Raw genomic sequence first — 25,883 nt, 5'->3', positions numbered from 1 at the left:
TCCCACGCGGAGCGTGAGGAACGATCTTCACCGCCCTGATCGAGCGCCACTGTGGGGTCGGTTCTTGTTACTTGTGCAGAATCACCTGCGCAATCTCCTGCAACCCCATCACCCGTTGTGCGGCGTTGAGTTTGATTGCTTCCTTGGGCATGCCGAAGACCACGCAGCTGGCTTCGTCCTGGGCCACGGTGGTGCTGCCGGCGTCGAGCATTTCCTTCAGGCCGCGGGCGCCGTCGTCGCCCATGCCGGTCATGATGATGCCGGTGGCGTTGCGGCCGGCGAATTTGGCCACGGAGCGGAACAGCACATCCACCGACGGGCGGTGGCGGTTGACCAGTGGGCCGTCCACCACCTGCACGTGATAGAACGCGCCGCTGCGGGTCACCATCATGTGTTTGCCGCCCGGTGCGATAAGCGCCAGGCCCGGGTGGATGCGGTCGTTGTTGCGGGCCTCGCGCACTTCGATCTGGCACAGGCTGTTGAGCCGGGCGGCGAACGAGGCGGTGAATTTTTCCGGCATGTGCTGGACGATGACGATGCCCGGGCACACCCGCGGCAGGGCGGTGAGCACCGCTTCCAGGGCCTGGGTGCCGCCAGTGGAGGTGCCCAGGGCGACGATGCGTTCGGTGGTCTGCGCCATGGCGTGGCCGTTGGCGGCGGGCAGCATGGCGTCGGCGGTGAGTTTGGTCGCGGGCGTCAGCGCGATGGGGGCAGGGCGCTTGCCCAGGTTGCGCACGTTGACCTGGGCGGCGGCACGGATCGCCGACACCAGTTCCGGCGCCGACTCCAACAGAAAGTTCTTCAGGCCGGTGGTGGGCTTGGTGATGATTTCCACCGCGCCAGCGGCCATCGCCTGCAAGGTGGTTTCCGCGCCCCGGGGCGTCAGGGACGAGCAGATCACCACCGGTGTGGGGCGCTCGCTCATGATTTTTTTCAGGAAGGTGATGCCGTCCATGCGCGGCATTTCCACGTCCAGCACGATCACGTCGGGCCATTCCTTGGCCAGTTTGTCCATGGCGAAAATCGGGTCGGACGCCGCGCCCATGACGTGGATGTCCGGTGTGTCGCTGAGGATCGCCAGCAACACCTGGCGAACCACGGCAGAGTCATCCACCAGCAGTACATTGATCTTTTTTGACATAGTCAGTGCCGGGTCCTTATAGGTTGGTGCCTGACCCACACATCGCCGCTGCAAAGGTCGAAGATGATGCTGCGGTGGCCAGTGCTGCCCATGTCCTGGGCGATCAGGTCGAGGCGATAGAGGGCGGCTATTTCCAGCGCGGCGTTGACGTTCAGCCGCGCCACATCGCCGTAGGGCACGTGGCGTTGCAGCTCGGGGAACATCTCGCCGCCGCCGAACAGCTTGAGTTGGTAATCCTCGGGTTCGGTGTGGTGGGCCCGGGCCTGGCGGATGAACAGTTCGATGGCTTCGTCGGCGTAGAGGCCGTTCAGTGCGGTGGAGCAGCGCACCCGACTGGGCAACATGAAATGGCACATGGCGCCGATCCTGCGTTCCGGATGCCACAGGGTGATCGCCACGCAAGAACCGAGGATCGTGCGCAGGCGGGTCGGGCAGGTGGCGAAACGAAACTCCCCGGGTGCCAGGTACTCCTCGGCCACATCCCTGATGGCGGCGTTCATGGTTTGCGGTAAATCGATGGCGCCACCAGTTTCAATGCATCGGACACACCGTTGAGGCTTTCCGAGTGGCTGATGATGAAATAGCCGCCGGGCTTGAGCCGGGGGAGCAAGCGGGCAACCACCTTGCTTTTGGTGGGCTGGTCGAAATAGATCATGACGTTGCGCAGGAAGATCACGTCGAACTCCCCCAACTCCGGCAGGGTATCGTTGAGGTTGACCTGGATAAAGTTGACCCGGTTGCGCAATGCCCGGTCGATGAGGAACGTGCCTTGCTGGTTGCCGGTGCCCTTGAGGCAATATTTCACCAGCAGCGGCTGGGGCAGGGTGCGGGCGCGTTCCATCGGGTAATGCCCGGCGCGCGCCTTGGCCAGCACCTGGCTGCTGATGTCCGAACCGATGACTTCCCAGGGCGTGGTGCCCAGCCCTTCGGCCAGGGTCATGGCCAGGCTGTAGGGTTCTTCCCCCGATGAACTGGCCGCGCTCCACAAGCGAAAGGTCTTGCCCGGTGTCGCGTGGGGCAGCACGTGTTGGCGCAGGAAATCGAAATGCTTGGGTTCGCGGAAAAAATAGGTCTCGTTGGTGGTGAGCAGGTCCAGCGCTACCTGCAACTCATCGGTGCGCTGGCCGTTCATGATCAGCTTGAAATACTCGCCATAGCTGTCCAGCCCATAGTGCTTGAGGCGCTTGAATAAACGCCCGGCCACCAGGGCTTTCTTGGCCTCGGACAGGCTGATGCCGGCGGCCTGGTACAGCCAGGACTGGAACTGGCCGAACTCTCGGTCAGTGAGCGCCTGGGTGTTCAGCGTGCGTTCCTTGCAGGTATCGGCGTTCACGGGGCATCCACTTCCAGCGCGCTTGGGCTGGCTTCGGCGAGTTGGGACATTTCGTCGATGGACAGCACGCGGTCCACCTCCAGCACGATGACGAACTTGCCATCGACCTTGGCCATGCCACTGATGAAATCGGCACGGATCTTCGCACCGAAGCTCGGTGGTGGTTCGATCTGCGAGGCCGGGATTTCCAGCACCGCCGACACCGTGTCCACCAGCAGGCCAATGTCCTGGGCCTGGCCGTCGGCGCTGGCCGCCTCGATGATCACCACGCAGCTGCGGCGGCTGATCGCCGAATTCGGTCGGCCGAAACGGGCCGACAGATCGACTACCGGCACGACCGCGCCCCGCAGGTTGATCACCCCGCGCACGAAGGTCGGCATCATCGGCACCACGGTCAGGTTGCCGTATTCGATGATTTCCTTGATGCACAGGATGCCGATGGCAAACATTTCCGTGCCGAGCATAAACGTCAGGTATTGCGCTTCTTCCTCGACCGCGAGGGCGGTTTGACGTGTGGTCGCGATGGCGCCCATTGCTTTTTCTCCTTTAAGCAAGCCAGTGGAACCGGGCCATCAGAACCGGGTGAAGTCCGATTCGTTGAGCTCGTGGGCCGTGTTGTAGGCAAACACCGGGGGCTTGACCGGGGCCGGTGCCCGCGCCGGTTTGCGGCCGGACGGGCCTGGGGTGTTATCGACCCTGGCAACTTGCACGGCAGACTTGGGCGGCGTGTCCAGGGTGAAGAAACTCATGGCCTGTTGCAGCTGCTCGGCCTGGCTGCTCATTTCCTCGGCGGTGGCGGCCAGTTCTTCGCTGCTGGAGGCGTTTTGCTGGGTCACCTGGTTGAGCTGGGTCATGGCGGTGTTGATCTGCGCCACGCCGGCGGCCTGTTCTTCGGAGGCGGCGCTGATTTCCTGCACCAGGTCCGAAGTCTTGTTGATCGACGGGACCATCTCGTTGAGCAGGCTCCCGGCCTTTTCCGCCATGTCGACGCTGCTGGACGACAGCTCGCCGATTTCCTGGGCGGCCACCTGGCTGCGTTCGGCCAGCTTGCGCACTTCGGCGGCGACCACCGCGAAACCTTTGCCGTGTTCACCGGCGCGGGCGGCTTCGATGGCAGCGTTGAGCGCCAGCAGGTTGGTCTGGTAGGCGATGTCGTCGATGATGCTGATGCGCTGGGCGATTTTCTTCATCGCCACCACGGTCTGCTGCACCGATTCGCCGCCGTCGGTGGCTTCCTTGGCAGCCTTGCTGGCCATGCCGTCGGTGACCTTGGCGTTCTCGGTGTTCTGGTTGATGCTGGCGCTCATCTGCTCGATGGAGGCACTGGTTTCCTCAACGCTGGCCGCCTGTTCGCTGGTGGCCTGGCTCATCGATTGTGCGGTGGCGCTGACTTCTTCGGAGGCGCTGGCCAGGTTGTCGGCGGCGTTGCGCACTTCACCGATGATGTGCGAGAGCTTGCCGACCATGTTCCGCATGGCGTTGAGCACCATGCCGGTTTCATCCTTGGAGCCACCTTCGATTTTCGCGTTCAGGTTGCCTTCGGCCAATTGTTCGGCGACGGCGGCGGCCTGTTTCAATGGGCGGGAGATGATGCGCGAGATGAACAGCGCCAGGCCCAGGCCCACCAGCAGGGCGGCAACCAGCACGGCGATGATCGACAGGCGTGCGTTTTCATACAGCTGGGTGCCGTGTGCACTGGCGACATCAGCGCCAGCCGCGTTGAGTTCGACCAGTTTTTGCAGGTCGCCGGTTACCAGGTCGAACCGATGCTTGGACTCGCCCTTGAGCATCGCATTGGCCTGCTCGGTCAGGTTCTGCCGGGACAATGCGAGCAGGTCTTTGCTGATCGCCAGATAGGCGGCCCAGTCATTACGGGTGGTGTCGAATAGCTGACGATCTTCAGCGCTGGAGAGCAGTTTTTCGTAAGTGGCCAGGCGTGTTTCGAAGGCCTTCTTGGCGTCCTCGGCTTCTTGCTCGAGGGTGACGCGCTCTTGCTCGGAGTCGGCGACAATATGGCGGTTTTCCTTGAGGCGATAGCTCGCCGCATAGAAGCGCATACCCGAGGCTGCGCGCATGGACGGCATCCAGTTTTCACGGATGTCGAGGGCGGTGTGGTTCACCTGGCCCAGTTGAATGATCGAGAACACCCCCATGACGGCGGTCAGCGCCAGCACCACAAGAAATGAAGTGATCAGTTTGGTGGCGATTCTAAGATCGTAGAACCATTTCATTGGGAAGTACCTCTCCATGGAATTGCTAAAGCGTCAGCGAGCGTTGGCTTGTTGTAATTGAGTCGGTGTGTAACGGTTTTCCACTTGGGCGATCTGGGTGAGCAGCGCCGGTACGTCGAGAATCAACGCCACGGCGCCACTGCCCAGGATGGTCGAGCCGCTGATGCCGCGAAGGGCACCGAACAGCTTGCCCAGCGGCTTGATCACGGTCTGGAATTCACCCAGCAAGTCATCCACCACCAACCCGGCCTTGAGTTCGGCGTAGCGCACCACCACCACGTTCTGCCGGCGCGCGGCCGGGCCTTCGTGGCTGAAGTGATCGCGCAGGTAGACCAGCGGCAGCACCTCGCCGCGCAGGTCGAGGTAGCCTTGTTCGCGGCTGGCGAACCCGTCGTCTTCGCTCAGCTCGATGCATTCCTGGACCATGTCCAGCGGAATGACATAGGTCGACTGACCGATGCCCACCAGAAAACCATTGATGATCGCCAGGGTCAGCGGCAGGCGGATGCGCACCACGGTGCCCTTGCCGGGCTGGCTGTCCAGGTCGACGGTGCCGCGCAGCAGGGTGATGTTGCGCTTGACCACGTCCATGCCCACGCCACGCCCGGAAAGGTTGGTCACGGCCTGGGCGGTGGAGAAACCGGGTTCGAAGATCAGGTTGTAGATTTCCTGGTCGGTCGGGTTCGCGCCGGGTGTCACCAGGCCACGTTCCTGGGCTTTTTCCAGGATCCGGTCGCGGTTCAGGCCGGCGCCGTCGTCGGCGATCTCCAGCACAATGCTGCCCGAGTCGTGATAGGCGTTGAGGTGCAGGTGCCCCTTGGCCGGTTTGCCGGCCGCCAACCGGGCCTCGGCGGTTTCAATGCCGTGGTCCATGGCGTTGCGCAGCAGGTGCATGAGTGGGTCGCCGATTTTTTCCACCACGGTCTTGTCCAGCTCGGTCTCTGCGCCGCTGATGATCAGGTCGATGTCCTTGCCCAGTTCCTGGCTGACATCGCGCACCACCCGACGGAAGCGGTTGAAGGTTTCGCCGATGGGGATCATGCGCAGGCGCAGGGCGCCGTCGAGGATTTCCTCCACCAGTGACGACACCGTCGAGGTGGATTCCTGCAACGGATCGTTGTTGCAGGTGCGGGCCAGCAGGCTGGTGCCGGCGCTGGCGATGACCAGTTCGCCCACCAGGTTGATCAGTTCGTCGAGCTTGTCGGCATTGACCCGCACATAGGTGCCGTCCTTGGCCTTGCTGTCGCTGGTCACCGCCTGTTTGTCGCTGGCGATCTGGGCGGGCATGCGCGGTGTCTTGCGCTGGTCGGACAACAACTCGCCGGTGGCGACCAACGCGGTGCTTTCCTCGGCCGGTTCCGGCGACGTGGTCACCAGGCCGGTGTTGGCCGGGGGCGCGATGTCGTCATCCAGGGCCACGATCTCGATCACGCAGTCTTCCCGGACGAAATCGAACACTTCGTTGATCGCCCCGTGGCTGGCGGTCGAGCGAAACTCGATGTCGAAGCCCAGGTAGCAGGATTCGGCGTCCCAGGCATCAGCGGCGGGCAGGGCGTCGGTCAGGGTGGTGAGGTCGACGATGTCACCCAGGGTTTGCAGATAACGCAGGAACGACAGCGGGTCCATGCCGTTGCGGAACACGTCCTGGCCGAAGCGCAGGGAAATGTGCCAGAGGCGCGTTTCGCCGGGCTCGCGGGTGTTGGTTTCAGGGGCTGGCGTCGGGGCCGCAACGGGCGAGGGCGCTTGGTACTCCTGCAGGATCTGGCACAGTTCCACTTCCCGTTGCAGGGCCGGTGGCGGCAGCGCTCCGCCCTGGTTGGCGGCCACGTTGATCAGTTCCAGCATGTGATCGCTGGACTTGAGCAGCACCGCGATCAGGCCGGCGTCCACTTCGACGCTGCCGTTGCGCAGGCGATCGAGCACGTCTTCGACGATGTGGGTGAAGCTGACGATCGGTTCCAGGCCGAACAGCCCGGCCGAGCCCTTGATCGTGTGCGCCGCCCGGAAGATCGCGCCAATGGCGTCATCGTCACCGGGGTCGGTTTCCAGTTGCAGCAGCGACTCTTCCATCGCCTCCAACTGTTCCCGTGCCTCGACGATGAAGGTCTGTTGTGCCTGATCGAGATTGATGCTCACGCTCATATCCTTTGTCGTGTCCGACGTATTGCAACGGCCCTAGGCAACCAGGTTGCACAGGGCAAGTGTTTCCGTAACGGCTTTGCTTTGGCCGGTCAATGTCAGTTGGGTGCCGGCCCTGGCGGCCTCGCGCTGTACCATCAGCAGCAGTTGCAGGCCGGCGCCGTCCATTTCGGTGATCTGCGACAGATCAAGGGCCATCCGCGGTGTTGCGCCCAGGTGCGGCAACCATTGCGCGGCCAGGTCGGCGGCGGTGTAGATCGTCAGCTCGCCGTCGATGTGCACCTGGGCGGTGTCATCGTGTGTCTCGTATTGCAACGGCATGGGAGCCTCCGGCCATCAAGGAAGAATCAGCTTGGATACCGCCGCCAGCATCTGTGCTGGCTGGAATGGCTTGACCACCCAGGCCTTGGCTCCGGCGGCCTGGCCTTCCTGTTTCTTCGATTCCTGGGATTCGGTGGTGAGCATGATGATCGGCGTGAACTTGTAGCTGGCCAGCTTCTTGACCTCCTTGACGAAGGTGATGCCGTCCATGTTGGGCATGTTCACGTCACTGATGATCAGGTGCACTTTCTGGCCATTGAGCTTGCCCAGTGCGTCCTTGCCATCGCTGGCTTCGATCACGTCATAGCCGGCACTTTTCAGCGCGATGCCGACCACCTGCCGAACGCTCGCGGAGTCGTCGACAACCAATACACTTTTAGCCATGAACGGCGCTCCTAAAAGAAGGTAATTTCCTGTGAAGTCTGTTGCGCGCTCGAGTCGCCGTGGTGATTGCGGCGTTGCTCGTCGGTGGCGTAAGTGGTTTCCATGCGCGCCAGCCATTGGCGGGCGTCGATGGAAACGGCCTGTTCGGGCGACTGACCGGCCTGCTGCAGGTGCACATGCAGGTCCTCGATGTTGTCGCGCACGTGGCTGAGGATCTGGCTGACCCGATCCTGGAATTGCAGGCTGACCAGCACCTCGGTGAGTTCATCGCGGATGCCGAAGCTTTCCCGCTGCAGCATGTCGGCCGAGTCGGCCAAGCGGCCGGTGACACTCTTGAAGCGCTCCAGCACCTGCTGGATGCTTTGTTCGGAGGCTGTGACCGAATGGCTGTCCTGGTCAGCGCCGCTGGAGGCAGCATGCACCAGTTGGGTGATGGCGCTGTTGATGATGTCGACCTTGGCCGACATCTGCTGGCCGGTCTCGCTGGATTTGCTCGAGAGACTGCGCACGGCGTCGGCCACCACGGCAAACCCACGCCCGGCTTCGCCGGCACGGGCGGCTTCGATGGCGGCGTTGAGGGCCAGCAGGTTGGTCTGCGCGGCAATCGCCGCGACGTCGGCGGCCATGGTCCGCAGCTCGCCGGTATAGGCCGTCAGGTTACGCACCTGGGCCAGGGTTTCGTCGCGACTGGCCTGGGTGGCCTTCAGCGAATCGATGACCTTGACCAGTTCACCTTCGCTCTGGGCCAGCACCTGCACGGCGCCGCCGCTGCTTTTGCCGGCCAGTTCACCGGCGGCCAGTTGCGAGGCTTGCACGGTGTCTTCCAGGCGCGAGGAAATGCCGGTGAAGCGGTTGGTCAGCGAGACGATTGCGGTTTCGGTCTGCTGCCGGGAGCTTTCGACTTGCTTGGCCCAGATCGGCATGGCACCGAGGATGACTTCGTTGAGTTGCTTGCGGGTGTTATGGGCCGGGTGCTCGGTGGCTTGCTGGTCGTGGCGGGCCATGGCGGCGGCGAGGGCGCTGTCGAACTGCTGGCGTTGCGAACGCGCCCCCCATACGCCAGCACCGACGCCAACGGCCAAAAGGGCAATGCCCAGAATGATGTTCTGTACACTTGGACCGTTGAGCAGCACGACGCCAACGGCTGCAACAAAAGCGACGAGCACTGTGTTCCAGAGGATGCGCGGTGGTTGGGCGAAGGAATGACCGTGTGGGTACGACGTCATGGTTCGGTCCTTGAACAGAGTTTCTAACAGGTTATTTGCGAATAACTGGTTATCTGCGACCTCTACTCGGACTTTAAGACCGGCTGTCCGATGCCGGTATTGCTGTAGGCATTGGCCTACACGGTGCGTGGCACTGTGCTACTTCAGACTAGACGCAGTCTGTGAAATGTCGAATGCACCCGACGAAGGTATAAGCCGCAACATAGAACCCCTGTGGCGAGGGGATTTATCGAAACGTCGCACCGCCCCGCTGGGCTGCGAAGCGGCCCCAAGATCGGTGCATATAATCGGCCTATGGAGCGAGGTGTGGGCTTTTAGGGCCGCTTCGCAGCCCAGCGGGGATAAATCCCCTCGCCACAAGAGCGAACCGCGCTGATTCTTCTGAAACAGATGATTGGATTGCGCTAAATTACCGGCACCCGGATTTTCGAACCTGCCATCAGAGCCCTCATGCCCACCCAGCCCCTCTGGAAAACCTATCTCCTGTTCCTGGCCCCCATGGTCCTGTCCAATTTCCTGCAGTCCATGTCTGGCACGCTCAACAGCATCTACATCGGCCAGATGCTCGGCACCCAGGCCTTGGCGGCGGTGTCGGGCATGTTTCCCATCGTGTTTTTCTTTATCGCATTGGTGATCGGCCTCGGCGCGGGGGCAGGGGTATTGATCGGACAGGCCTACGGCGCCGGAGAAACCGGCACGGTGAAGGCGATTGCCGGTTCGACCCTGTTGTTGGGGGCAATCATTGGCCTGACGGCGGCGGTGCTTGGCAGTGTCTTTGCGCGTCAGGCGTTGCAGGGGCTCGGCACGCCGGCCGATGTGCTGGAGGACGCCGTTTCCTATGCACGGGTCATGATGTGGATCCTGCCAATGTTGCTGGTATTTGTGCTGTTTACCCAACTGCTGCGCGGGGTGAGCGATACGGTGTCGCCGATGTTGGCGCTGCTGGTGTCCACCAGTGTCGGGCTGCTGCTCACGCCCGCGTTGATCCGTGGCTGGTTGGGGTTGCCGCAGATGGGCATCCAGAGCGCGGCATGGGCGGGGCTGGTGGGGACGACGTCAGCGATGCTGATGCTGGCGTGGCGCCTGAGCCGCCGGGAGCATGCCCTGGCGCCGGACCGTGCATTGTTCGCGGCGATGCGCCTGGACAAGGACATCCTCGGCAAAGTGCTGCGCATCGGCTTGCCCACCGGGTTGCAGATGGTGGTGATCTCGTTGTCCGAGTTAGTGATCCTGACGCTGGTCAATAGCCACGGTTCCCAGGCCACGGCGGCCTATGGCGCGGTGACGCAGATCGTCAACTACGTGCAGTTTCCGGCGCTGTCGATTGCCATCACCGCCTCGATCCTCGGTGCCCAGGCCATCGGTGCCGGACGTCTGGAGCGGCTGGGGCCGATCCTGCGCACCGGGCTGTTGATCAACCTCTGGCTTACCGGTGGGCTGGTGGTCCTGGGCTATCTGTTGTCCCACTGGCTACTGGGGCTGTTCATCACCGACCCGGCGGCACGGGTCCAGGCCGAGCACCTGCTGCACATCATGCTCTGGAGCCTGCTGGTGTTCGGCTTCCAGGCGATCGTCGGCGGCATCATGCGCGCCAGCGGCACGGTGCTGGTGCCGGTCGCCATCTCGATCTTCTGCATCGTCGCCGTGCAAGTGCCGGCGGCGTATCTGCTGGACGCTCACTTCGGGCTGCAAGGGGTGTGGATGGCGTTCCCGGTGGCCTACTTGAGCATGCTGCTGTTGCAGACGCTGTACTACAAGTTGGTGTGGCAGCATCAGCCGATCGAGCGCCTCGTTTAGATTGTCGCTTTGTGACACAACACCATTTCCTGGGTGTGCGCCTGTGGGAGCAAAGCTTGCTGTGGGAGCAAGGCTTGCCCGCGATAAAGTTGATGCGGTCTCTCAGAAACCGAGGTGTCTGCATCGCGAGCAAGCTTTGCTCCCACAGGCTGACCCACAGGCTCGCTCCCACAGGGGATTGGGTTCTGGCGATGTTACAGTGGCCAGAACCCGCCACGCCGCCACCGAGGATCCGATGCCTGCCAGTCCCCCCAACCCCATTGCCTACCGCGCCTTCCTGTTCGACATGGACGGCACATTGCTCAATTCCATCGCCGCCGCCGAGCGGATCTGGACGCGCTGGGCCCTGCGCCATGGCGTGGACGTGGCGACGTTCCTGCCGACCATCCATGGCGTGCGCGCCATCGACACCATCGCTCGCCAGCACCTGCCAGGGGTGGATGCCCAGGCCGAAGCCGAGCAGATTACCCGCGAGGAAATCGAAGACGTCGAAGGGGTGGTGCAGGTGGCCGGTGCGCAGGCCTTTCTGAACAGCCTGCCGCCAGAGCGCTGGGCGATTGTGACTTCGGCGCCCATGGCATTGGCCTTGCGTCGTATGGAAGCGGCGGGGATCCCGCGTCCCGGGGTGATGGTCACCGCCGAAGACGTCAGCGACGGCAAGCCCAACCCCGCCTGCTATCGCCTGGCCGCCGAGCGCCTGCAAGTGACGCCGCAGGAGTGCCTGGTGTTTGAAGACGCCGAGGCGGGCATCCGGGCAGGCGAGGCCGCCGGGGCGGATGTGCTGGTGGTAACGGCGACGCATACGCACCCGGTGGTCACCCTTCATCCGCAGATCAAGGATTACCTTGGGCTAGGCATTGAAGTGGATGAAGCCGGCCTGATGCGGATTCAGTAACCACACGATCCCCTGTGGGAGCGCGCCTGTGGGAGCAAAGCTTGCTCGCGATAGCGTCGTCACAGACAACACCTCTGTTGGCTTTAAAACCGCTATCGCGAGCAAGCTTTGCTCCCACATTGGATCTGCGGTGGTCTTCGATTTTTCGGCCACTAAAGATCCCCTGTGGGAGCAAGCTTTGCACCCACATTGGATCTGTGGTCCTCAGATAGGTCAGGTCACCACGCGATAGCACGGCACATACGCCGCGCCGCCCGGCAGTTTCATGCGGTGCTGGGCGACGAAGGCCTGGAGCAGGCGGTCGAGGGGTTCCATGATGGCGGCGTCGCCGTGGATCTCGTATGGGCCGTGTTCTTCGATCAGGCGGATGCCCTTGTCCTTGACGTTACCGGCCACGATCCCCGAGAACGCCCGGCGCAGGTTGGCGGCCAGTTCGTGGGCGGGCAGGTCGCGGCTCAGGCCCAGGCTGGCCATGTTGGCGTGGGTCGGGTCGAACGGGCGCTGGAAGCCCTCGTCGATCTTCAGCAGCCAGTTGAAGTGGAAGGCGTCGTTGCGCTCGCGGCGGAACTGCTTGACCTCCTTGAGCCCCTGGGTCATCTGCCGCGCCACTTCGGCCGGGTCGTCGATGATGATCTGATAGTGCTGCTGCGCCGCCGGGCCCAGGGTTGCGCCGACAAACGCATGCAACTGGTCAAGGTACGGCGCGGCGCTTTTCGGCCCGGTGAGGACCACCGGGAACGGCAGGTCCTGGTTGGCCGGGTGCATCAGGATGCCCAGCAGGTAGAGGAACTCTTCCGCCGTACCGGCGCCGCCCGGGAAGATGATGATGCCGTGACCGACACGCACGAAGGCTTCCAGGCGTTTCTCGATGTCCGGCAGGATCACCAGCTCATTGACGATCGGGTTCGGCGCCTCGGCGGCGATGATGCCCGGCTCCGTCAGGCCCAGGTAGCGACCGCCATGGATGCGCTGCTTGGCGTGGGCGATGGTGGCGCCTTTCATCGGGCCTTTCATCACGCCCGGGCCGCAACCGGTGCAGATGTCCAGGCTGCGCAGGCCCAGTTCGTGGCCGACTTTCTTGGTGTATTTGTATTCTTCGGTGTTGATCGAGTGACCGCCCCAGCACACGACGATTTTCGGCTCCACGCCAGGGCGCAGGGTGCGGGCGTTGCGCAGCAGGTGGAACACGTAGTCGCTGATGCCCTGGGACGAGCTGAGGTCGATGCGCTGGCTGTCCAGCTCGTTCTCGGTGTAGACGATGTCGCGCAGGGCACTGAAGAGCATTTCCCGGGTGCTGGCGATCATTTCGCCGTCGACGAAGGCATCGGCCGGCGCGTTCAGCAGCTCCAGGCGCACGCCGCGGTCCTGCTGGTGAATACGGATCTCGAAGTCCTTGTAGGCTTCCAGGATGGTCTTGGCGTTATCAACATGGGCGCCGGTGTTGAGGATGGCCAGGGCGCACTGGCGGAAGAGGGTATAGATGCTGCCGGAACCGGCTTCGCTCAGTTGCTGGACTTCGCGCTGGGACAGGGTCTCCAGGCTGCCCTTGGGGCTTACCGAGGCGTTGATTACATGTCTTTGAGTCATTCAGCTTTCCTTGAAAACGATGCCATGCACACAACGACGGCATCTTGAAAAAAAACGTCCACGCAGAAAGATCGCACGATCCTTGCGCTATCGCCATGGACTTTGATCCGGACCCGGCGAGTCGGTGGCGCTACAAAATGAGCCCCAGCATAGCTAATTCGGCCGGGCAGGCGATAATGCGTGACTCTTTTGATGCCGTACAAGGAAATTGCGCCGCGATGTTCGAGATCAAACCGTGGGATGGCGACACCTACCGCAAGCAGACCCGCCGCAGCACCCTGATCATCGCGGTGGTGTTCCTGGCCCTGGCGATGTTGCTGTCCAGCCTGGCCGTGATGCTGCTGGGGACGCCTGGAGGCGATAACTTTCGTTTCAATCTCGGCGGGGTGATTGTCGCGGTGTTGGCGATGGCTGTGCTGATGCGCCAGTATTTCTGGTCGCAGCCGTGGATGGCCGCCGCCGTGTACGGCTGGCAGCTCAAGCGCAGCCTGATGAAAATCACCAACGTGATGCACCAGGTGACAGCCGGTGTGCAGGCCCAGGACCCCACCGCCATGAAGCTGCTGCGCTTCTATCACCTGGGGTTGGCCCAGATGCATCAGCTGGACGCCAACTCCAGCGCCCAGGGCTCTCTGGCGCGAGAGGCCGACGCGCACCTGGCGAAGATGCAGGCGCTGGGCCTGGACACCGAACAGTCGCGCCTGGAGCCGAGCTGGATCGAGACGGTGAAGCAGGCCTACAGCGCGGGCTGATCGGGGTCCGCACTTCTAATCCTCGCCGCCGCTGACTTTCCAATGCTTGGCATCCGCTGGGAAAACCACTTGCTCGACCCGATGGGCAATGCCGAAAGCCAGGGAGTTTTCCGCCGGAATCACTCGCTCTTCGGCGCACAGGCATTTGAAGATATCCAGCTGCGTCGCCGCGCCGGCAGTTTCCTTGACGTAGATTTCCACGTAGCGCGCCACGTCGTTGTCCAGGCTGGACAGGTACTCGCGCAAGCGTGAATGGTCCACGGATTTCTGGCCGAAGTACCAGTTCATCGGATGAATCAGGAACCGCGAATGCGGGGTGGTGGTGCGGTCGCTGGCGGCCAGGTACATGACGATGCCCATCGACTCGATGTTGCCGGCGTTCACCGCACGTACCGGTACCGGCAGGGACTTGATGAAGGTGTAGAGGGTGAAACCGAAGTTGGTACTGCCGCCGACTGTGGAGAGATTGAGCATCAGCGAGTCGGCGCCTTTCTCAATGGCCTCCAGGCAGTTATCGCGAAAGCGTTCCGTGGTGCCCTGATCGATCTGGCAATGAAAATGGACAATGTGTTCGGACATCTGAAACTCCTGTCGATTTCACCCTTTTGAAAACCTGCGCAGTGGTCGTGCCGTAAAGTTGGGAGTCCGGTGCTTTGCGGATGTTCCGCCTTCCTGGCTCGCTGCGGGTGAATCGCGTTAAACCGATTGCTCCTGTTCGCACGCCTCGGCGGCTAATGTCATGCGCTGCAAGAAGAGCGTCAGTCCGGCTTCTTCTTCGCTGAGGCCTTTGCGGGCTCGGGGTTTGGGCAATGCGTTCAGGGCGCCGAGCAGAAAACCTTCCACCACTGCAGGGTGGATGTAGCATTTACGACAGACGGTGGGCGTGTTGCCCAACTGGCGGGCGACGTGCCTGACCATCTCGGCGACGTGTCTTTTGGCCTCGCTCTCGGTTTCCCAGCGCAGCGTCCGCAACCCGGCCAGAGCGGCTGCGCTGCCGGCCCAGGTGCGGTAGTCCTTGGCGGTGAAGTCGGCGCCGGTGAGGGTCTTGAGGTAGGCGTTGATGTCCGAAGAACTGATGGCGTGGCGCTCGCCGTCTTCGTCCAGGTACTGGAACAGGTTCTGTCCGGGGATCTCCTGGCAGCGCTTGATGATCCGCGCCAGGCGCCGGTCCTTCACGGTGATCTGGTGCTCGATGCCGCTCTTGCCGCGGAACTGGAAGGCAATGGCGCTGCCGTTGACCTCGACATGTTTGTCGCGCAGGGTCGTCAGGCCGTAGGAGCGATTGTCCCGGGCGTATTGACTGTTGCCGACGCGGATCAGGGTCACGTCCAGCAGGGTGATGACGGTGGCCATGACTTTGTCGCGGCTGAAGCCGGGCGTGGCGAGGATGGCTTCCAGGCGCTTGCGCAAGCGCGGCAGGGCCCGTCCGAATTCCAGCATCCGCGAATACTTGTCCGCATCGCGCACCTCACGCCAGCGCGCATGGTAGCGGTACTGCTTGCGCCCGCGAGCATCGCGCCCGGTGGCCTGGAGATGGCCGCGCGGGTCGGTGCAGATCCAGACATCGGTGTAGGCCGGCGGCACCGCCAGGGCATTGATGCGCTGGATCTCGGCTGCGTCGGTGATGCGCTGGCCCTGCGGGTCGAAATAACAGAATTGGCCCCGCTGCTTTTTGCGGGTGATGCCCGGAGCCGTGTCATCGACATAATGCAGGTCGGCCGGCAGTGCATCCGGCGGCAGGGTGTCGGGCATGAAAAGAGTCCTTGGCAACGAATCCGGTGGCCTGTGAATTCATTGACCGCAGGCTGTTCGGGTCGTGCCAAGATTCTGATGTTGCCGCCGAACCTGTGGGAGCAAACCAGCAAGAGCAAACCTGTGGGAGCAAACCAGCAGGAGCAAACCTGTGGGAGCAAACCTGAGGGAACCTGAGGGAACCTGAGGGAACAAACCTGTGGGAGCAAGGCTTGCCCGCGATAGCATCACCTCAGTCTATCAGCTACACCGAGGTGCTTGCATCGCGGGCAAGCCTTGCTCCCACAGCTCCCACAGCTCCCACAGCTCCCACAGCTCCCACAGCTCCCAAGCTCCCATAGTGTGATCCGCTGGTATGGACCCTACGCCAACACCGCCACCGCCTTGATCTGCGCCCACAACACCTGCCCCGGATGCAGTTTCAACTGATCGCGGGAATAGCGGGTGATGCGCGCCAGCAGCGGGGTGCCGGCGGCTTCCAGGCGGATCAGCACATGGGCGGTGTTGTCGGCGGCCTGTTCGCTGACCACGGTGACCGGCAGGCGATTGAGGATGCTGGTCTGGGCATCGTTCGCCAGGCTGAGGCTGACGTCCCGGGCCTGGACCTTGAAGCGCAGCGGCTGGCCGAGGGCCAGGGAGGTGTGGGCCACGCGTACGTTCAGTTGGCTGTCGGGCAGATTCAGGGTCAGCAATTGATAAGCCGGGTCATAACCACTGACCTTGCCCTCGATCACCACTCCAGCGTCATCCCCCAGGGCCAAGGGCAGGTCGAGCCGGGCCAGGGTTTCGCCGATCGGCCCACTGGCCAGCGCGCGGCCGCCGTCGAGCAGCACGATGTGATCGGCCAGGCGCGCCACTTCGTCCTGGGAATGGCTGACATACAGCACCGGGATGTCCAGTTCATCGTGAAGCCGTTGCAGGTACGGCAGGATTTCGTTTTTGCGTCGGCTATCGAGGGCCGCCAGCGGCTCATCCATCAGCAGCAGTTGCGGGCTGGTGAGCAAGGCGCGGGCGATGCCCACCCGTTGGCGTTCGCCGCCGGACAGGTTGTGCGGCTGCCGATCGAGCAAGTGCCCGATGCCCAGCAGGTCGGTCGCCTGTTGCATGTCCACCCGCCGTTGTGCCGGCGCAATGCGCTTGAGGCCGAACGCCAGGTTGGCCCGCACCGACAGATGGGCGAACAGGCTCGCCTCCTGGAACACATACCCCACCGACCGTTTATGGGGCGGCACGAACACACCGTGCTCACTGTCTTGCCAGACTTGGCCATTGACCTCGATAAACCCCCGGGCCGGCCGCTCCAACCCGGCAATGCAGCGCAGGCAGGTGGTTTTGCCGGAACCGGAAGGCCCATACAGGGCGGTCACGCCACGGCCGGGCAATTGCACATCCAGGTCCAGGGAAAAAGCCCCGTGGTCGAGCTGAAAACGCGCGTGAATCATCGATCAGCTCCAACCGGCACGGGTGCGGCGGCTGGAATACAGCGCCAGCAACACCAGGAATGAAAACACCAGCATCGCCGCGGCCAGCCAATGGGCCTGGGCGTATTCCAAGGCTTCGACATGGTCGTAGATCTGCACCGACACCACCCGGGTTTTCTCCGGAATGTTGCCGCCAATCATCAGCACCACGCCGAATTCGCCGACGGTGTGGGCAAAGCCGAGAATCGCCGCCGTGATAAAACCGGGGCGGGCCAGGGGCAGGATGACGCTGAAAAACGTATCCCAGGGCCCGGCCCGCAGGGTGGCGGCGACTTCCAGCGGGCGACTGCCGATGGCGGCAAAGGCGTTCTGCAACGGTTGCACCACAAACGGCATGGAATAGATCACCGAGCCGATCACCAGCCCGGTGAAGCTGAAGGTGAGGGTGCCCAACCCGAGGGCTTGGGTGAACTGGCCGATCCAGCCGTTCGGCCCCAACGCCAGCAACAGGTAGAAGCCGATCACCGTGGGCGGCAGCACCAGCGGCAACGCGACCACCGCACCCACCGGCCCGCGCAGCCAGGAGCGGGTGCGCGACAGCCACAACGCGATGGGCGTGCCGATGAGCAGCAGGATCACCGTGGTCAATGACGCCAGTTTCAGGGTCAGCCAGATGGCGGCATAGTCGGCGCTGGTCAGGGGCATTTAGCGTTGGTAACCGTAGGTTTGGATGATGGCGGCGGCTTTCGGGCCCTTGAGGTAATCCACCAGGGCCGCGGCAGCGGGGTTGTCCCGGCCTTTGTTGAGGATCACCGCGTCCTGTTTGATCGGGTCGTGCAGTTCGGCCGGGACGATCCATGCCGAGCCGCCCGTCACTTTGCCGTCCTTGTACACCTGGGACAAGGCGACGAAGCCGAGTTCGGCATTACCGGTGGAGACGAACTGATAGGCCTGGGTGATGTTCTGGCCTTCGACGAGCTTGCTTTTCACCTGGGCGGTCAAGCCGAGCTTGTCCAGCACCTGGGTCGCGGCCAGGCCGTAGGGTGCGGCCTTCGGGTTGGCGATGGACAGGTGCCGGAAGTCGTTGTGCTTGAGGACCTGCCCCGTGCCATCGACATAAGCCTCTTTGGCCGACCACAGCGCCAGGGTGCCGACTGCGTAGGTGAAACGCGAGCCCTTGACGGTGTCGCCTTCGCTTTCGAGCCGGGCCGGGGTGGTGTCGTCGGCGGCGAGGAAGACTTCGAATGGCGCGCCGTTCTTGATCTGGGTGTAGAACTGCCCGGTGGCGCCGTATGCCGTTATCAGTTTATGCCCGGTGTCTTTTTCGAAATCGGCGGCGATGGCCTGGATCGGCGCGGTGAAATTGGCAGCGACCGCCACCTGCACCTCAGCGGCCTGGACGGCACCAACGGTGAAGAGCGTGGTCAGCAGCAACGGCGCGAAGCGGGTGGGGCGCATAGGTGAGGCTCCGTAGGGTCAGGTTCGCTATATACCAGAATATATAGCGAATGACCGACAAACGGAACGCGGCATTTTGCCTAGGGAGTGAGGGTGCAGGGGCTGGCCCCATCGCGAGCAGGCTCGCTCCCACAAGGGGTCTGAGGTGGTCGCCGGATTTATGTCCACCCCAGAACCCTGTGGGAGCGAGCTTGCTCGCGATGACGGTGGGTCAGCTTGCATCCATTTTGAATGTACTACCGCTATCGCGAGCAAGCTCGGCTCCCACACGGGACCTGAGGTGGCAGCAAGATTCATGTTCACCACAGAACCCTGTGGGAGCCAAGCTTGCTCGCGATGGCGTTCGATCAGCTTGCATCCATTTTGAATGTACTACCGCTATCGCGAGCAAGCTCGGCTCCCACAGGTCCGGTGGTGTACCCGGATGTACCGGTTGTCCCCAATCCCCTGTGGGAGCGAGCCTGCTCGCGATGGCGTTCGATCAGCTTGCATCCATTTTGAATGTGCTACCGCTATCGCGAGCAAGCTCGGCTCCCACAGGTCCGGTGGTGTACCCGGATGTACCGGTTGTCCCCAATCCCCTGTGGGAGCGAGCCTGCTCGCGATGGCGTTCGATCAGCTTGCATCCATTTTGAATGTGCTACCGCTATCGCGAGCAAGCTCGGCTCCCACAGGTCCGGTGGTGTACCCGGATGTACCGGTTGTCCCCAATCCCCTGTGGGAGCGAGCCTGCTCGCGATGGCGTTCGATCAGCTTGCATCCATTTTGAATGTGCTACCGCTATCGCGAGCAAGCTCGGCTCCCACAGGTCCGGTGGTGTGCCTGGATGTGCCGGTTGTCCCCAGCCCCCTGTGGGCGAGCTTGCTCGCGATGACGTTCGATCAGACATTCGCCCTGCGGAGTTGGGCCAATGCCTCTTCAGCCAAGCGCCGCGTCAGCTCGGCCGTCGACAGTTCGCGGCCCAGTGGGAAGGCCTGGCCGGCCCAGAGGTTGCTGAAGTCTGCTTCGCCCTTGGCGCGCAAGGGCATCAACGCACCGCCGGCCAGCGGGAAGGCCGGGGCCAGTGGGCTCATCGGGCCTACTTCGCGCATCACCCGGTTGACGATGCCTCGGGCCGGGCGACCGGTGAACAGGTTGGTGACAGCGGTCTGGCTTTCCTTGGCCGTGCGCAAGGCGCGGTGATGGGAGGCGCTGATCTTCGCCTCGGGCGTGAACAGGTAGGCGCTGCCCAGTTGCACTGCCGAAGCACCCAGGGCGAATGCCGCGACGATTCCCCGCGCATCGCCAATGCCGCCAGCAGCGATCACCGGCACCTTCACCGCATCCACTACCTGCGGCAGTAAGGCAAACAGCCCGACTTGGGTGTCGAGGTCGTCGCTGAGGAACATCCCGCGATGACCACCGGCTTCGTAACCCATGGCAATGATCGCGTCGCAACCATGCTGTTCCAGCCAGATGGCCTCCTCGACGGTGGTGGCCGAGGAAAGGATTTTCGCGCCAGTGGCCTTCACTCGATCCAGCAAGGATTTTTCCGGCAGGCCGAAATGAAAACTGACCACTTTCGGACGCATCTCTTCCAGCACCCGGCAGGCGGCATCATCGAAGGGCGTGCGGTTGGACACCGGGGTCGGCGCGTCGAAGTCGACGCCCAGTTCCTGGTAATACGGCTTGAGCCGTTGCTTCCAGGCTTCGGCCCGTTGTTCGTCGAAGGCGGGCGGCTGGTGACAGAAAAAATTTACATTGAACGGCTTGTCGGTCTGCTCGCCGATGGTCGTCAGCGCCTGGCGCAGTTGTTCGACATCAAGCATCGCCGCCGGCATCGAACCCAGCCCGCCGGCATTGCACGTCGCGATCACCATGGCCGGCCCGGTCACTCCGGCCAGCGGCCCCTGGATGATGGGCAGCTCGATACCGAGCAGGTCAAGAATGCGGGTGTCTGGCCACTGGCTCATGTGCGGGGTCTCCGAGGGCAGAAGGAAACAGCGTTTTTAGCAGGTGTGGGGCGGCGAGGGCCAGTCGAGTTTTTCAATCCCGCGTTCGCCGCTTGATCCCGACGCCGTGAGGGTTACCATGCGGGCTTCATACATCAAGGAGCCCAACCCATGGACGTGAAACTCAAGACCGTCGAACCCTTCACCGTGGCCGGTTTGCAGGTGCGTACCCGCAACACCGACGAGCAGCAGCCCGACACCGCCCGAATCGGCCCGATGTGGCAGCAGTTCTTCAACGAAGGGCTGTTCGACACGATTCCGGCCCGGCAGTCGGAGTCGTTCGTCTACGGGGTGTATTCCAATTACGAGTCCGACGCCACCGGCCACTTCGATGTGACGGCCGGGGTGCAGGTGGATGCGACCAGCGCAGGCTATCCCGCCGTGGACATCGAGGGCGGGGACTACCTGGTGTTTGCGGCCAAGGGGCCGATGCCCGACTGCGTGATCCAGACCTGGGGCCTGATCTGGGCGTACTTCGCGGATAACCCGCAGGCATTGCGCCGTTTCACCACCGATTTCGAGGTCTACAGCGGCCCCGACTCGGTGGCGATCTACATTGGCATTCAATCCCCGGACGAGCGTTCCAGCGCCAACAACTGACGCTTGCGCTCCACGCCCCAGCGATAGCCCGATAGGTTGCCGTCGCTGCGCACCACCCGGTGGCAAGGGATCGCCACCGCCAGGCTGTTGGCGCCGCAGGCCTGGGCCACGGCGCGCACGGCCTTGGGCATGCCGATGCGCTGGGCAATCTCGGCGTAGCTGGCGGTGCTGCCTGCGGGAATGTCCCGCAAGGCTTGCCAGACCCGCTCCTGGAAGGCGGTGCCGCGCAGGTCCAAGGGCAGGTCCAGGCCCAGGGCCGGCGCTTCGATGAAGCCAACCACCTGGGCGATCAATTGCTCGAACTCGCGGTCGGCACCGATCAGGTTGGCCCGGCGGAATTTGTCTTGCAGGTCGCGCACCAACGCGTCCGGGTCGTCCCCCAGCAGAATCGCGCACACGCCACGCTCGCTTTGCGCCACCAGGATTGCCCCGAGGGCGCATTGGCCGACGGCGAAACGGATGTCGGTGTTCTGCCCGGCGGCGCGGTAGTCGGCGGGTTTCATGCCCAACACCTTGTCGGCAGCCTCATAAAAGCGGCTGTTGGAGTTGAAACCGGCGTCGTACAGCGCCTCGGTGATCGTGCCGCCATCGGCCAGGCGTTCGCGTACCTTGCGTGAGCGGTGGGCGGCGGCATAACCCTTGGGGGTCAGGCCGGTGACAGCCTTGAAGACCCGATGAAAATGGAAGGGGCTCAAGCCCGCGCTTTCTGCCAGTTCATTCAGGCCTGGCAGTTCCTCGGCCGCCTCGATCTGCCGGCAAGCGGCGGCAACCCGTGCCGCTTGTTGGGCGGCGATCTGGGTCTGGTCCCGGGCCACGCGCTTGCTGGGCCGGTAGCCGGCTGCCTGGGCTTGCTCCGGCGTGTCGAAGAACTCGACGTTACGCGGGTTGGGCAGGCGCGACAGGCTGCTGGGGTGGCAATAGATGCCGGTGGTTTTCACGCCATAGACGAAGGTGCCGTCGGCGCGAGGATCGCGGGCGAGCACGGCGGCCCAGCGAGGATCCAGTTCAGGGGCGAGAGTGTTCGAAGTGCTGTTCATGGTCGTTATTCCATTGGCCCGTTTTGGCTACATTAGCGAGCCTGCGAGATGGCAACACTCCGGGTCTTGCGGTTGAATTCTGCACCTTCATCCGGCGGTGCGAAACGTCAGGTTGATCCGCTGGGCGCCCAAGCGCGGGTGCTGGCCTTCCTTGAGCGGCAGCACGCCGTGGTAACGCAAGCGGTCCACGCCGCCCCAGACCACGATGTCGCCATGGAACAACGGGATGCGCAGGCTTTTGTCGCTGCGCTCGAAGCCGCCGAACTGGAACACCGCCGGCAGGCCCAAGGACATCGAGACGATGGGCGCGGCGAAGGAGCGCTCGTTCTTGTCCTGGTGCAGCGACATCCGCGCGCCGGGCACATAGCGGTTGATCAGGCAGGCGTCGGGCTCGAAATGCTCGAAGTGCGCCTGCCGGGCGGCGGCCTGGGCCAGTTCGCGAAACACCGTCGGCATGTCGGGCCAGGGCTGGCCGGTCTGCGGATCGTGGGCGGTGTAGCGATAGCCGCTGCGGTCGGTGGTCCAGCCCAGCGCACCGCAACTGCTCAAGGCCACCGACATGGTAAAGCCGCCGGGCGTGACCATCTGCCGGAACGGCGCTGCCTGCAAGACGCTGTCCAGCGCCGGCAGCAAGCGCTCGAGCCAGGGCAGGGCGAATCCGCGCAACACGTACGCTTGCTGGCCGATCTGCTCGACCTGGCCTGGCGGGGTGGGCGCCTGGTCGGCGAACAGGTCCAAGGTGAGCGGTGTGTCATTACTGCGCATCATGAAAAATGATTCCCAAGGTGTGCCGCCTGCCGCTGTGTACGCAGCTGACGCCATGGCGCATGTTCACCCGATAATACCCGCGAACGCCTTTGACGGGCCGCTGGTGCACGGCAAACACCACGGCATCGCCCTGTTTCAGATCGATGACCTGAGGCCGCGACTGCATGCGCGGGCGCTGTTCGGTGAGGACAAATTCGCCGCCGGTAAAATCCCGGCCCGGTTCCGACAGCAGGATCGCCACCTGCAACGGGAACACCTGCTCGCCGTACAGATCCTGGTGCAGACAGTTGTAGTCCTGCGGACCGTATTGCAGCAACAACGGCGTAGGGCGCTGTTGCCCGGCGGCGTGACAGCGCTGGATGAAATCGGCGTGTGCGTGGGGGTAGCGCACCTCCAGGCCCATGCATTCATTCCAGCGGTTCGCCAGCGGCACCAGCATTGGGTACAACGACTGACGCAGCTGTTGGATGAGGTCGGGCAGCGGATAGCGAAAATACTGATACTCGCCGCGCCCGAATCCATGGCGGACCATGATCACCCGCGAACGAAAAAGCCCGGGTTCGGCGTACAGACCACTCAGCAGCCGGCATTGTGTTGTTGGCAGCAGGTTGCGAATGACCGCACAGCCGTCCTGGTCGAGACTGTTCTCCAAGGTGGGCCAGTCCAGGTCGTGTATGCATTGGATTAGCGAGGGTAGGGACATGATGACAATCCTTGGTAGAAAGGACTGGTCAGTCTGGGGAGTGCTTTGACGGCTGGCACTCCGGATCTTGCGGTGTGTCAACGGCCGAGCGCTCACCTATCCTGAGCTGACACACCCGTCACCCTGTGGCGAGAGGATTATCTGTGGGAGCAAGGCTTGCCCGCGATGAAGGCAACGCGTTCTGTCGGGGTGAACGAGGCGCCTTCATCGCGGGCAAGCCTTGCTCCCACAATGGGGATGACCCTCGCACAAAAACAGTTTGATGAGCTGTTACAGCGCTTTGCTGACCTTGACGTCGCTGATCACATCGTCGGTCTGGCCATGCAGCTTTTGCAATGCGGCCCTGGCTTCTTCCTCGGTGCCGGTTTCCAGTTGCGCGAATTCGAAGCGGCGTTCGTCGTTGAGCTTGTACTTGATGACGTATTTGGTCGTCTGGGCCACGGTTTTGCCTGTCTTGAATAAGGGGCGATTCAGCTCAGTTTCGAGCTGGAACGCCGGATGATTTTGATCTTGTGGGTCAGGGTCGGCTTGCGCGTGACGCTGATTGCACGGTGGCTGACGGTGTCGATGGTGATGTTCCAGAAACCGGTGCTAGGGGCAGTGATCCGGGCCGGGAAGGTGTCGAACGCGCCGCCGTGATACGTGTGCCGGCCGCCGTTCTTGAAGCTGCGGAAGTTGGCGTCGTTCATCAAACGGATGTTACACATTTGGGAGCATTCGATGACGACGATGTCGTCTTCGTTCAGGTGCTCGCGCTGGTGAATGAATTTCATGGGCGCCTCCAGAAGGGCTTTTTCTACAAAATCAAAACGATAGCAAGGGGCAATGATGCGCAGTTTATCAGCCCCGAGTGTTAATATCCGGCCCGCGCTCCAGGCTTTGTTCATTTATCGCAGGAAGCGGGAAAAAAAAGCGGTGCGGCACCGGAGAAAAACGGCGTCTGCACTGTCGGAGGATCTTTATTGGAGGAATCATATGAAGCGCAGCGTGTGGGTGTTGGCATTGGCCATGAGTGGATGTGCATCGGTATCGGACATCAACCAGACGCCCCCCACCATGAGCGTCATCTCCGGAAAGAAGCCTCACGAATATGCCAAGTGTGTGTCCGACAAGCTGGCCAGCAGCCGTGGCTCGCTGCAAATGGAGCCGCACAAGAACGGCGTACGACTGATCGTCCCGGGCAAACTGTCGACCCTGCCGGCGGCGGTGTTCGACATTGACGAGCGCTCCAGTGGCAGCAGCATCAAGCTGCACGAAAGCCTGTCCAACGTACCGGTGCGCCCGGGCGATGTGCAGGATGCGGCCAACGCCTGCATTTCCGGCTGATCACACTCAGCGCCTGACGAGCGGGCCGGGCATCGGATAAACTGCTGCCCCTCGACAAAAAATGCCGCCACGGTTCACGTTGGCGGCATTGTCATTTATGGAGTCAGTCGATGAAACGCGAGCAGGTGCGCGAGCGCCATGCAGAAGGTCTTATCTGTGCCACCCATGTGATTCAGAACCCGGCGAGCCCGGGCGAATGGATTGTGTTCTTCAAGAAAAGCGCCGGGCGCAGTTTTTTCCTGGTGGATGACCTGGACGAAGTCGAGTCCTTCGCCCGTCTCGATGAACTGATCGAAACCTTGCGCGGGCTGGGCATCAAGTTCGCCGAGATCCACATTTGACTACTTGCACACCACCACGACGCTGCGGCTGGTGAAATTGCCGACGTCGACGCCCAGGGTCTTCTCGCTTTCCTTGGCCTGGGGTGTGCCGTCGGTGCCGACGATGCGATAGCCAGTACCGGCACAGGACGCGTCAGCCTTTTCGTAGCACGTCGCCCAGGAGTTGGCCTCGCCCGAGCAGTCGATGGCCAGGCCTTGCTCGCCGTTGTTCAGGTAGGTTTTTTCGGCCGAGGCACAGCCCGCCAGGGCCAGGACTGTAAACAGCGCCAGAAGTGTCTTCATGGGATCGTCATCGAGAAGGGAAGGGCAACGGCGAGGTTATAGCGAATGGCCATTGCGGTACAGCTAAACAAGCCTCGTTCAATGCCCGGGTGGCATTTACTAGAGGCTTGGGGGGTTATTTCTTGCGGCGGGGGCTGCGGGCGGGGGCGGTGTCGCGTTCTTTCGCCGCCGGAGCCGCGCGTTCGTCCTGGAATACCGCAGCCACTTCCACTGCCATGGCCTTGCTAGGCAAGGGACCGGCGACTTGCTCGCCGTGGTAGTTGATAATCCACCACTGGCCGTCCTTGCCCTGGCTGACCGAATAACCGTTTGCGTTTCTTGTTGCCGACATCTAGCTGCCTCATTGGCGTGATCAAGGACGACATGATACGTCAAATGCTCGCAAACAGCGCCTACTG

General features: G+C 62.7%; 28 protein-coding genes and 1 pseudogene. 6 read left to right on the top strand and 23 right to left on the bottom strand.

What is annotated here, in order from left to right; translation table 11 throughout:
- Nucleotides 1-67 precede the first annotated feature (67 nt).
- The 9 genes and pseudogenes from CFII68_RS15870 to CFII68_RS15910 all read right to left on the bottom strand — a co-directional run.
- The gene (locus CFII68_RS15870) at nucleotides 68-1,141 is read right to left on the bottom strand and encodes a chemotaxis response regulator protein-glutamate methylesterase (protein ID WP_018606030.1); all 1,074 of its coding nucleotides are present in this window, start codon (nucleotides 1,139-1,141) and stop codon (nucleotides 68-70) included.
- A 2-nt stretch (nucleotides 1,142-1,143) separates the two neighbouring features.
- Entirely contained in the window at nucleotides 1,144-1,641 is a 498-nt protein-coding gene (gene cheD / locus CFII68_RS15875; protein ID WP_018606028.1) for a chemoreceptor glutamine deamidase CheD, read from the bottom strand.
- Nucleotides 1,638-2,474 (bottom strand): protein-glutamate O-methyltransferase CheR, encoded by an 837-nt coding sequence (locus CFII68_RS15880; RefSeq protein ID WP_018606026.1) that lies wholly within the window; start codon nucleotides 2,472-2,474, stop codon nucleotides 1,638-1,640. The genes cheD and CFII68_RS15880 overlap by 4 nt, the downstream gene beginning before the upstream one ends.
- Entirely contained in the window at nucleotides 2,471-3,007 is a 537-nt protein-coding gene (locus tag CFII68_RS15885; protein WP_018606024.1) for a chemotaxis protein CheW, read from the bottom strand. Before CFII68_RS15885 ends, CFII68_RS15880 begins: the two co-directional genes overlap by 4 nt.
- A gap of 39 nt (nucleotides 3,008-3,046) precedes the next feature.
- Nucleotides 3,047-4,705, bottom strand: coding sequence for a methyl-accepting chemotaxis protein (locus CFII68_RS15890; RefSeq protein ID WP_018606022.1), 1,659 nt, complete (start codon nucleotides 4,703-4,705; stop codon nucleotides 3,047-3,049).
- Between the two features lie 33 nt (nucleotides 4,706-4,738).
- Nucleotides 4,739-6,841 (bottom strand): chemotaxis protein CheA, encoded by a 2,103-nt coding sequence (locus tag CFII68_RS15895; protein WP_033062605.1) that lies wholly within the window; start codon nucleotides 6,839-6,841, stop codon nucleotides 4,739-4,741.
- Between the two features lie 39 nt (nucleotides 6,842-6,880).
- Entirely contained in the window at nucleotides 6,881-7,165 is a 285-nt protein-coding gene (locus CFII68_RS15900; RefSeq protein ID WP_018606018.1) for a lipid asymmetry maintenance protein MlaB, read from the bottom strand.
- A 15-nt stretch (nucleotides 7,166-7,180) separates the two neighbouring features.
- A complete protein-coding gene (locus CFII68_RS15905) occupies nucleotides 7,181-7,549 on the bottom strand; it encodes a response regulator (protein ID WP_003203044.1) in 369 nt (122 codons plus the stop codon).
- Between the two features lie 11 nt (nucleotides 7,550-7,560).
- Nucleotides 7,561-8,502 (bottom strand): annotated as a pseudogene (locus tag CFII68_RS15910) (methyl-accepting chemotaxis protein); the annotation flags it as partial.
- Between the two features lie 723 nt (nucleotides 8,503-9,225).
- Here CFII68_RS15910 and CFII68_RS15915 point away from each other — a divergent pair.
- A complete protein-coding gene (locus CFII68_RS15915; protein ID WP_018606014.1) occupies nucleotides 9,226-10,572 on the top strand; it encodes an MATE family efflux transporter in 1,347 nt (448 codons plus the stop codon).
- A gap of 235 nt (nucleotides 10,573-10,807) precedes the next feature.
- Entirely contained in the window at nucleotides 10,808-11,467 is a 660-nt protein-coding gene (locus CFII68_RS15920) for an HAD family hydrolase (RefSeq protein WP_018606012.1), read from the top strand.
- 213 nt (nucleotides 11,468-11,680) lie between these two features.
- Here CFII68_RS15920 and ppnN read toward each other — a convergent pair whose 3' ends face one another.
- Entirely contained in the window at nucleotides 11,681-13,054 is a 1,374-nt protein-coding gene (ppnN, locus tag CFII68_RS15925; RefSeq protein ID WP_018606010.1) for a nucleotide 5'-monophosphate nucleosidase PpnN, read from the bottom strand.
- Between the two features lie 218 nt (nucleotides 13,055-13,272).
- Here ppnN and CFII68_RS15930 point away from each other — a divergent pair, with 218 nt between their 5' ends.
- Nucleotides 13,273-13,806 (top strand): DUF3087 family protein, encoded by a 534-nt coding sequence (locus CFII68_RS15930; RefSeq protein ID WP_018606008.1) that lies wholly within the window; start codon nucleotides 13,273-13,275, stop codon nucleotides 13,804-13,806.
- A 15-nt stretch (nucleotides 13,807-13,821) separates the two neighbouring features.
- Here CFII68_RS15930 and CFII68_RS15935 read toward each other — a convergent pair whose 3' ends face one another.
- The 6 genes from CFII68_RS15935 to CFII68_RS15960 form a co-directional block, all read right to left on the bottom strand.
- Nucleotides 13,822-14,385, bottom strand: coding sequence for an ATP-dependent Clp protease proteolytic subunit (locus CFII68_RS15935; protein ID WP_014337800.1), 564 nt, complete (start codon nucleotides 14,383-14,385; stop codon nucleotides 13,822-13,824).
- Between the two features lie 117 nt (nucleotides 14,386-14,502).
- Nucleotides 14,503-15,558: a DNA topoisomerase IB gene (locus tag CFII68_RS15940; protein ID WP_018606007.1), complete on the bottom strand. Its 1,056-nt coding sequence runs from the start codon at nucleotides 15,556-15,558 to the stop codon at nucleotides 14,503-14,505.
- Nucleotides 15,559-15,920: 362 nt separating this feature from the next.
- On the bottom strand, nucleotides 15,921-17,000 hold the full coding sequence (modC, locus tag CFII68_RS15945; protein WP_018606005.1) for a molybdenum ABC transporter ATP-binding protein: 1,080 nt from the start codon (nucleotides 16,998-17,000) through the stop codon (nucleotides 15,921-15,923).
- 3 nt (nucleotides 17,001-17,003) lie between these two features.
- On the bottom strand, nucleotides 17,004-17,684 hold the full coding sequence (gene modB, locus CFII68_RS15950; protein ID WP_014337803.1) for a molybdate ABC transporter permease subunit: 681 nt from the start codon (nucleotides 17,682-17,684) through the stop codon (nucleotides 17,004-17,006).
- Nucleotides 17,685-18,437, bottom strand: a complete 753-nt coding sequence (modA, locus tag CFII68_RS15955) for a molybdate ABC transporter substrate-binding protein (protein WP_018606002.1) — start codon at nucleotides 18,435-18,437, stop codon at nucleotides 17,685-17,687.
- An 881-nt stretch (nucleotides 18,438-19,318) separates the two neighbouring features.
- Nucleotides 19,319-20,389, bottom strand: coding sequence for a nitronate monooxygenase family protein (locus CFII68_RS15960; RefSeq protein ID WP_018606001.1), 1,071 nt, complete (start codon nucleotides 20,387-20,389; stop codon nucleotides 19,319-19,321).
- A 150-nt stretch (nucleotides 20,390-20,539) separates the two neighbouring features.
- On the opposite strand from CFII68_RS15960, the gene CFII68_RS15965 reads away from it, so the two are divergent.
- Entirely contained in the window at nucleotides 20,540-21,028 is a 489-nt protein-coding gene (locus CFII68_RS15965; RefSeq protein WP_018606000.1) for a GyrI-like domain-containing protein, read from the top strand.
- On the opposite strand, the gene ada is transcribed toward CFII68_RS15965, so the two are convergent.
- The 5 genes from ada to CFII68_RS15985 all read right to left on the bottom strand — a co-directional run bounded on the left by ada (nucleotide 20,992) and on the right by CFII68_RS15985 (nucleotide 24,309).
- Nucleotides 20,992-22,065, bottom strand: a complete 1,074-nt coding sequence (ada, locus tag CFII68_RS15970; RefSeq protein WP_018605998.1) for a bifunctional DNA-binding transcriptional regulator/O6-methylguanine-DNA methyltransferase Ada — start codon at nucleotides 22,063-22,065, stop codon at nucleotides 20,992-20,994. The genes CFII68_RS15965 and ada overlap by 37 nt on opposite strands.
- Nucleotides 22,066-22,152: 87 nt before the next feature.
- Nucleotides 22,153-22,833, bottom strand: a complete 681-nt coding sequence (gene alkB / locus CFII68_RS15975) for a DNA oxidative demethylase AlkB (RefSeq protein ID WP_018605996.1) — start codon at nucleotides 22,831-22,833, stop codon at nucleotides 22,153-22,155.
- Nucleotides 22,820-23,536, bottom strand: coding sequence for a 2OG-Fe(II) oxygenase (locus tag CFII68_RS15980; protein WP_018605993.1), 717 nt, complete (start codon nucleotides 23,534-23,536; stop codon nucleotides 22,820-22,822). The genes alkB and CFII68_RS15980 overlap by 14 nt, the downstream gene beginning before the upstream one ends.
- 270 nt (nucleotides 23,537-23,806) lie before the next feature.
- The gene (locus CFII68_RS27695; RefSeq protein WP_018605991.1) at nucleotides 23,807-23,977 is read right to left on the bottom strand and encodes a hypothetical protein; all 171 of its coding nucleotides are present in this window, start codon (nucleotides 23,975-23,977) and stop codon (nucleotides 23,807-23,809) included.
- Nucleotides 23,978-24,006: 29 nt separating this feature from the next.
- Nucleotides 24,007-24,309: a DUF1883 domain-containing protein gene (locus CFII68_RS15985; protein ID WP_014337810.1), complete on the bottom strand. Its 303-nt coding sequence runs from the start codon at nucleotides 24,307-24,309 to the stop codon at nucleotides 24,007-24,009.
- A gap of 202 nt (nucleotides 24,310-24,511) precedes the next feature.
- On the opposite strand from CFII68_RS15985, the gene CFII68_RS15990 reads away from it, so the two are divergent.
- Together CFII68_RS15990 and CFII68_RS15995 are read left to right on the top strand one after the other, a co-directional pair.
- The gene (locus CFII68_RS15990; protein ID WP_018605987.1) at nucleotides 24,512-24,862 is read left to right on the top strand and encodes a hypothetical protein; all 351 of its coding nucleotides are present in this window, start codon (nucleotides 24,512-24,514) and stop codon (nucleotides 24,860-24,862) included.
- Between the two features lie 110 nt (nucleotides 24,863-24,972).
- Nucleotides 24,973-25,203: a hypothetical protein gene (locus tag CFII68_RS15995; RefSeq protein WP_018605985.1), complete on the top strand. Its 231-nt coding sequence runs from the start codon at nucleotides 24,973-24,975 to the stop codon at nucleotides 25,201-25,203.
- Here CFII68_RS15995 and CFII68_RS16000 read toward each other — a convergent pair whose 3' ends face one another.
- A complete protein-coding gene (locus CFII68_RS16000; RefSeq protein WP_014337812.1) occupies nucleotides 25,204-25,485 on the bottom strand; it encodes a hypothetical protein in 282 nt (93 codons plus the stop codon).
- Between the two features lie 115 nt (nucleotides 25,486-25,600).
- The gene (locus CFII68_RS16005; RefSeq protein ID WP_018605984.1) at nucleotides 25,601-25,816 is read right to left on the bottom strand and encodes a hypothetical protein; all 216 of its coding nucleotides are present in this window, start codon (nucleotides 25,814-25,816) and stop codon (nucleotides 25,601-25,603) included.
- Between the last annotated feature and the right edge of the window lie 67 nt (nucleotides 25,817-25,883).

The organism is Pseudomonas sp. CFII68 (genome assembly GCF_000416195.1).
Taxonomy (GTDB): domain Bacteria; phylum Pseudomonadota; class Gammaproteobacteria; order Pseudomonadales; family Pseudomonadaceae; genus Aquipseudomonas; species Aquipseudomonas kilonensis.
The sequence above is the reverse complement of the archived record's forward strand: the minus strand, read 5'-3'. Positions and strand labels throughout refer to the sequence as shown.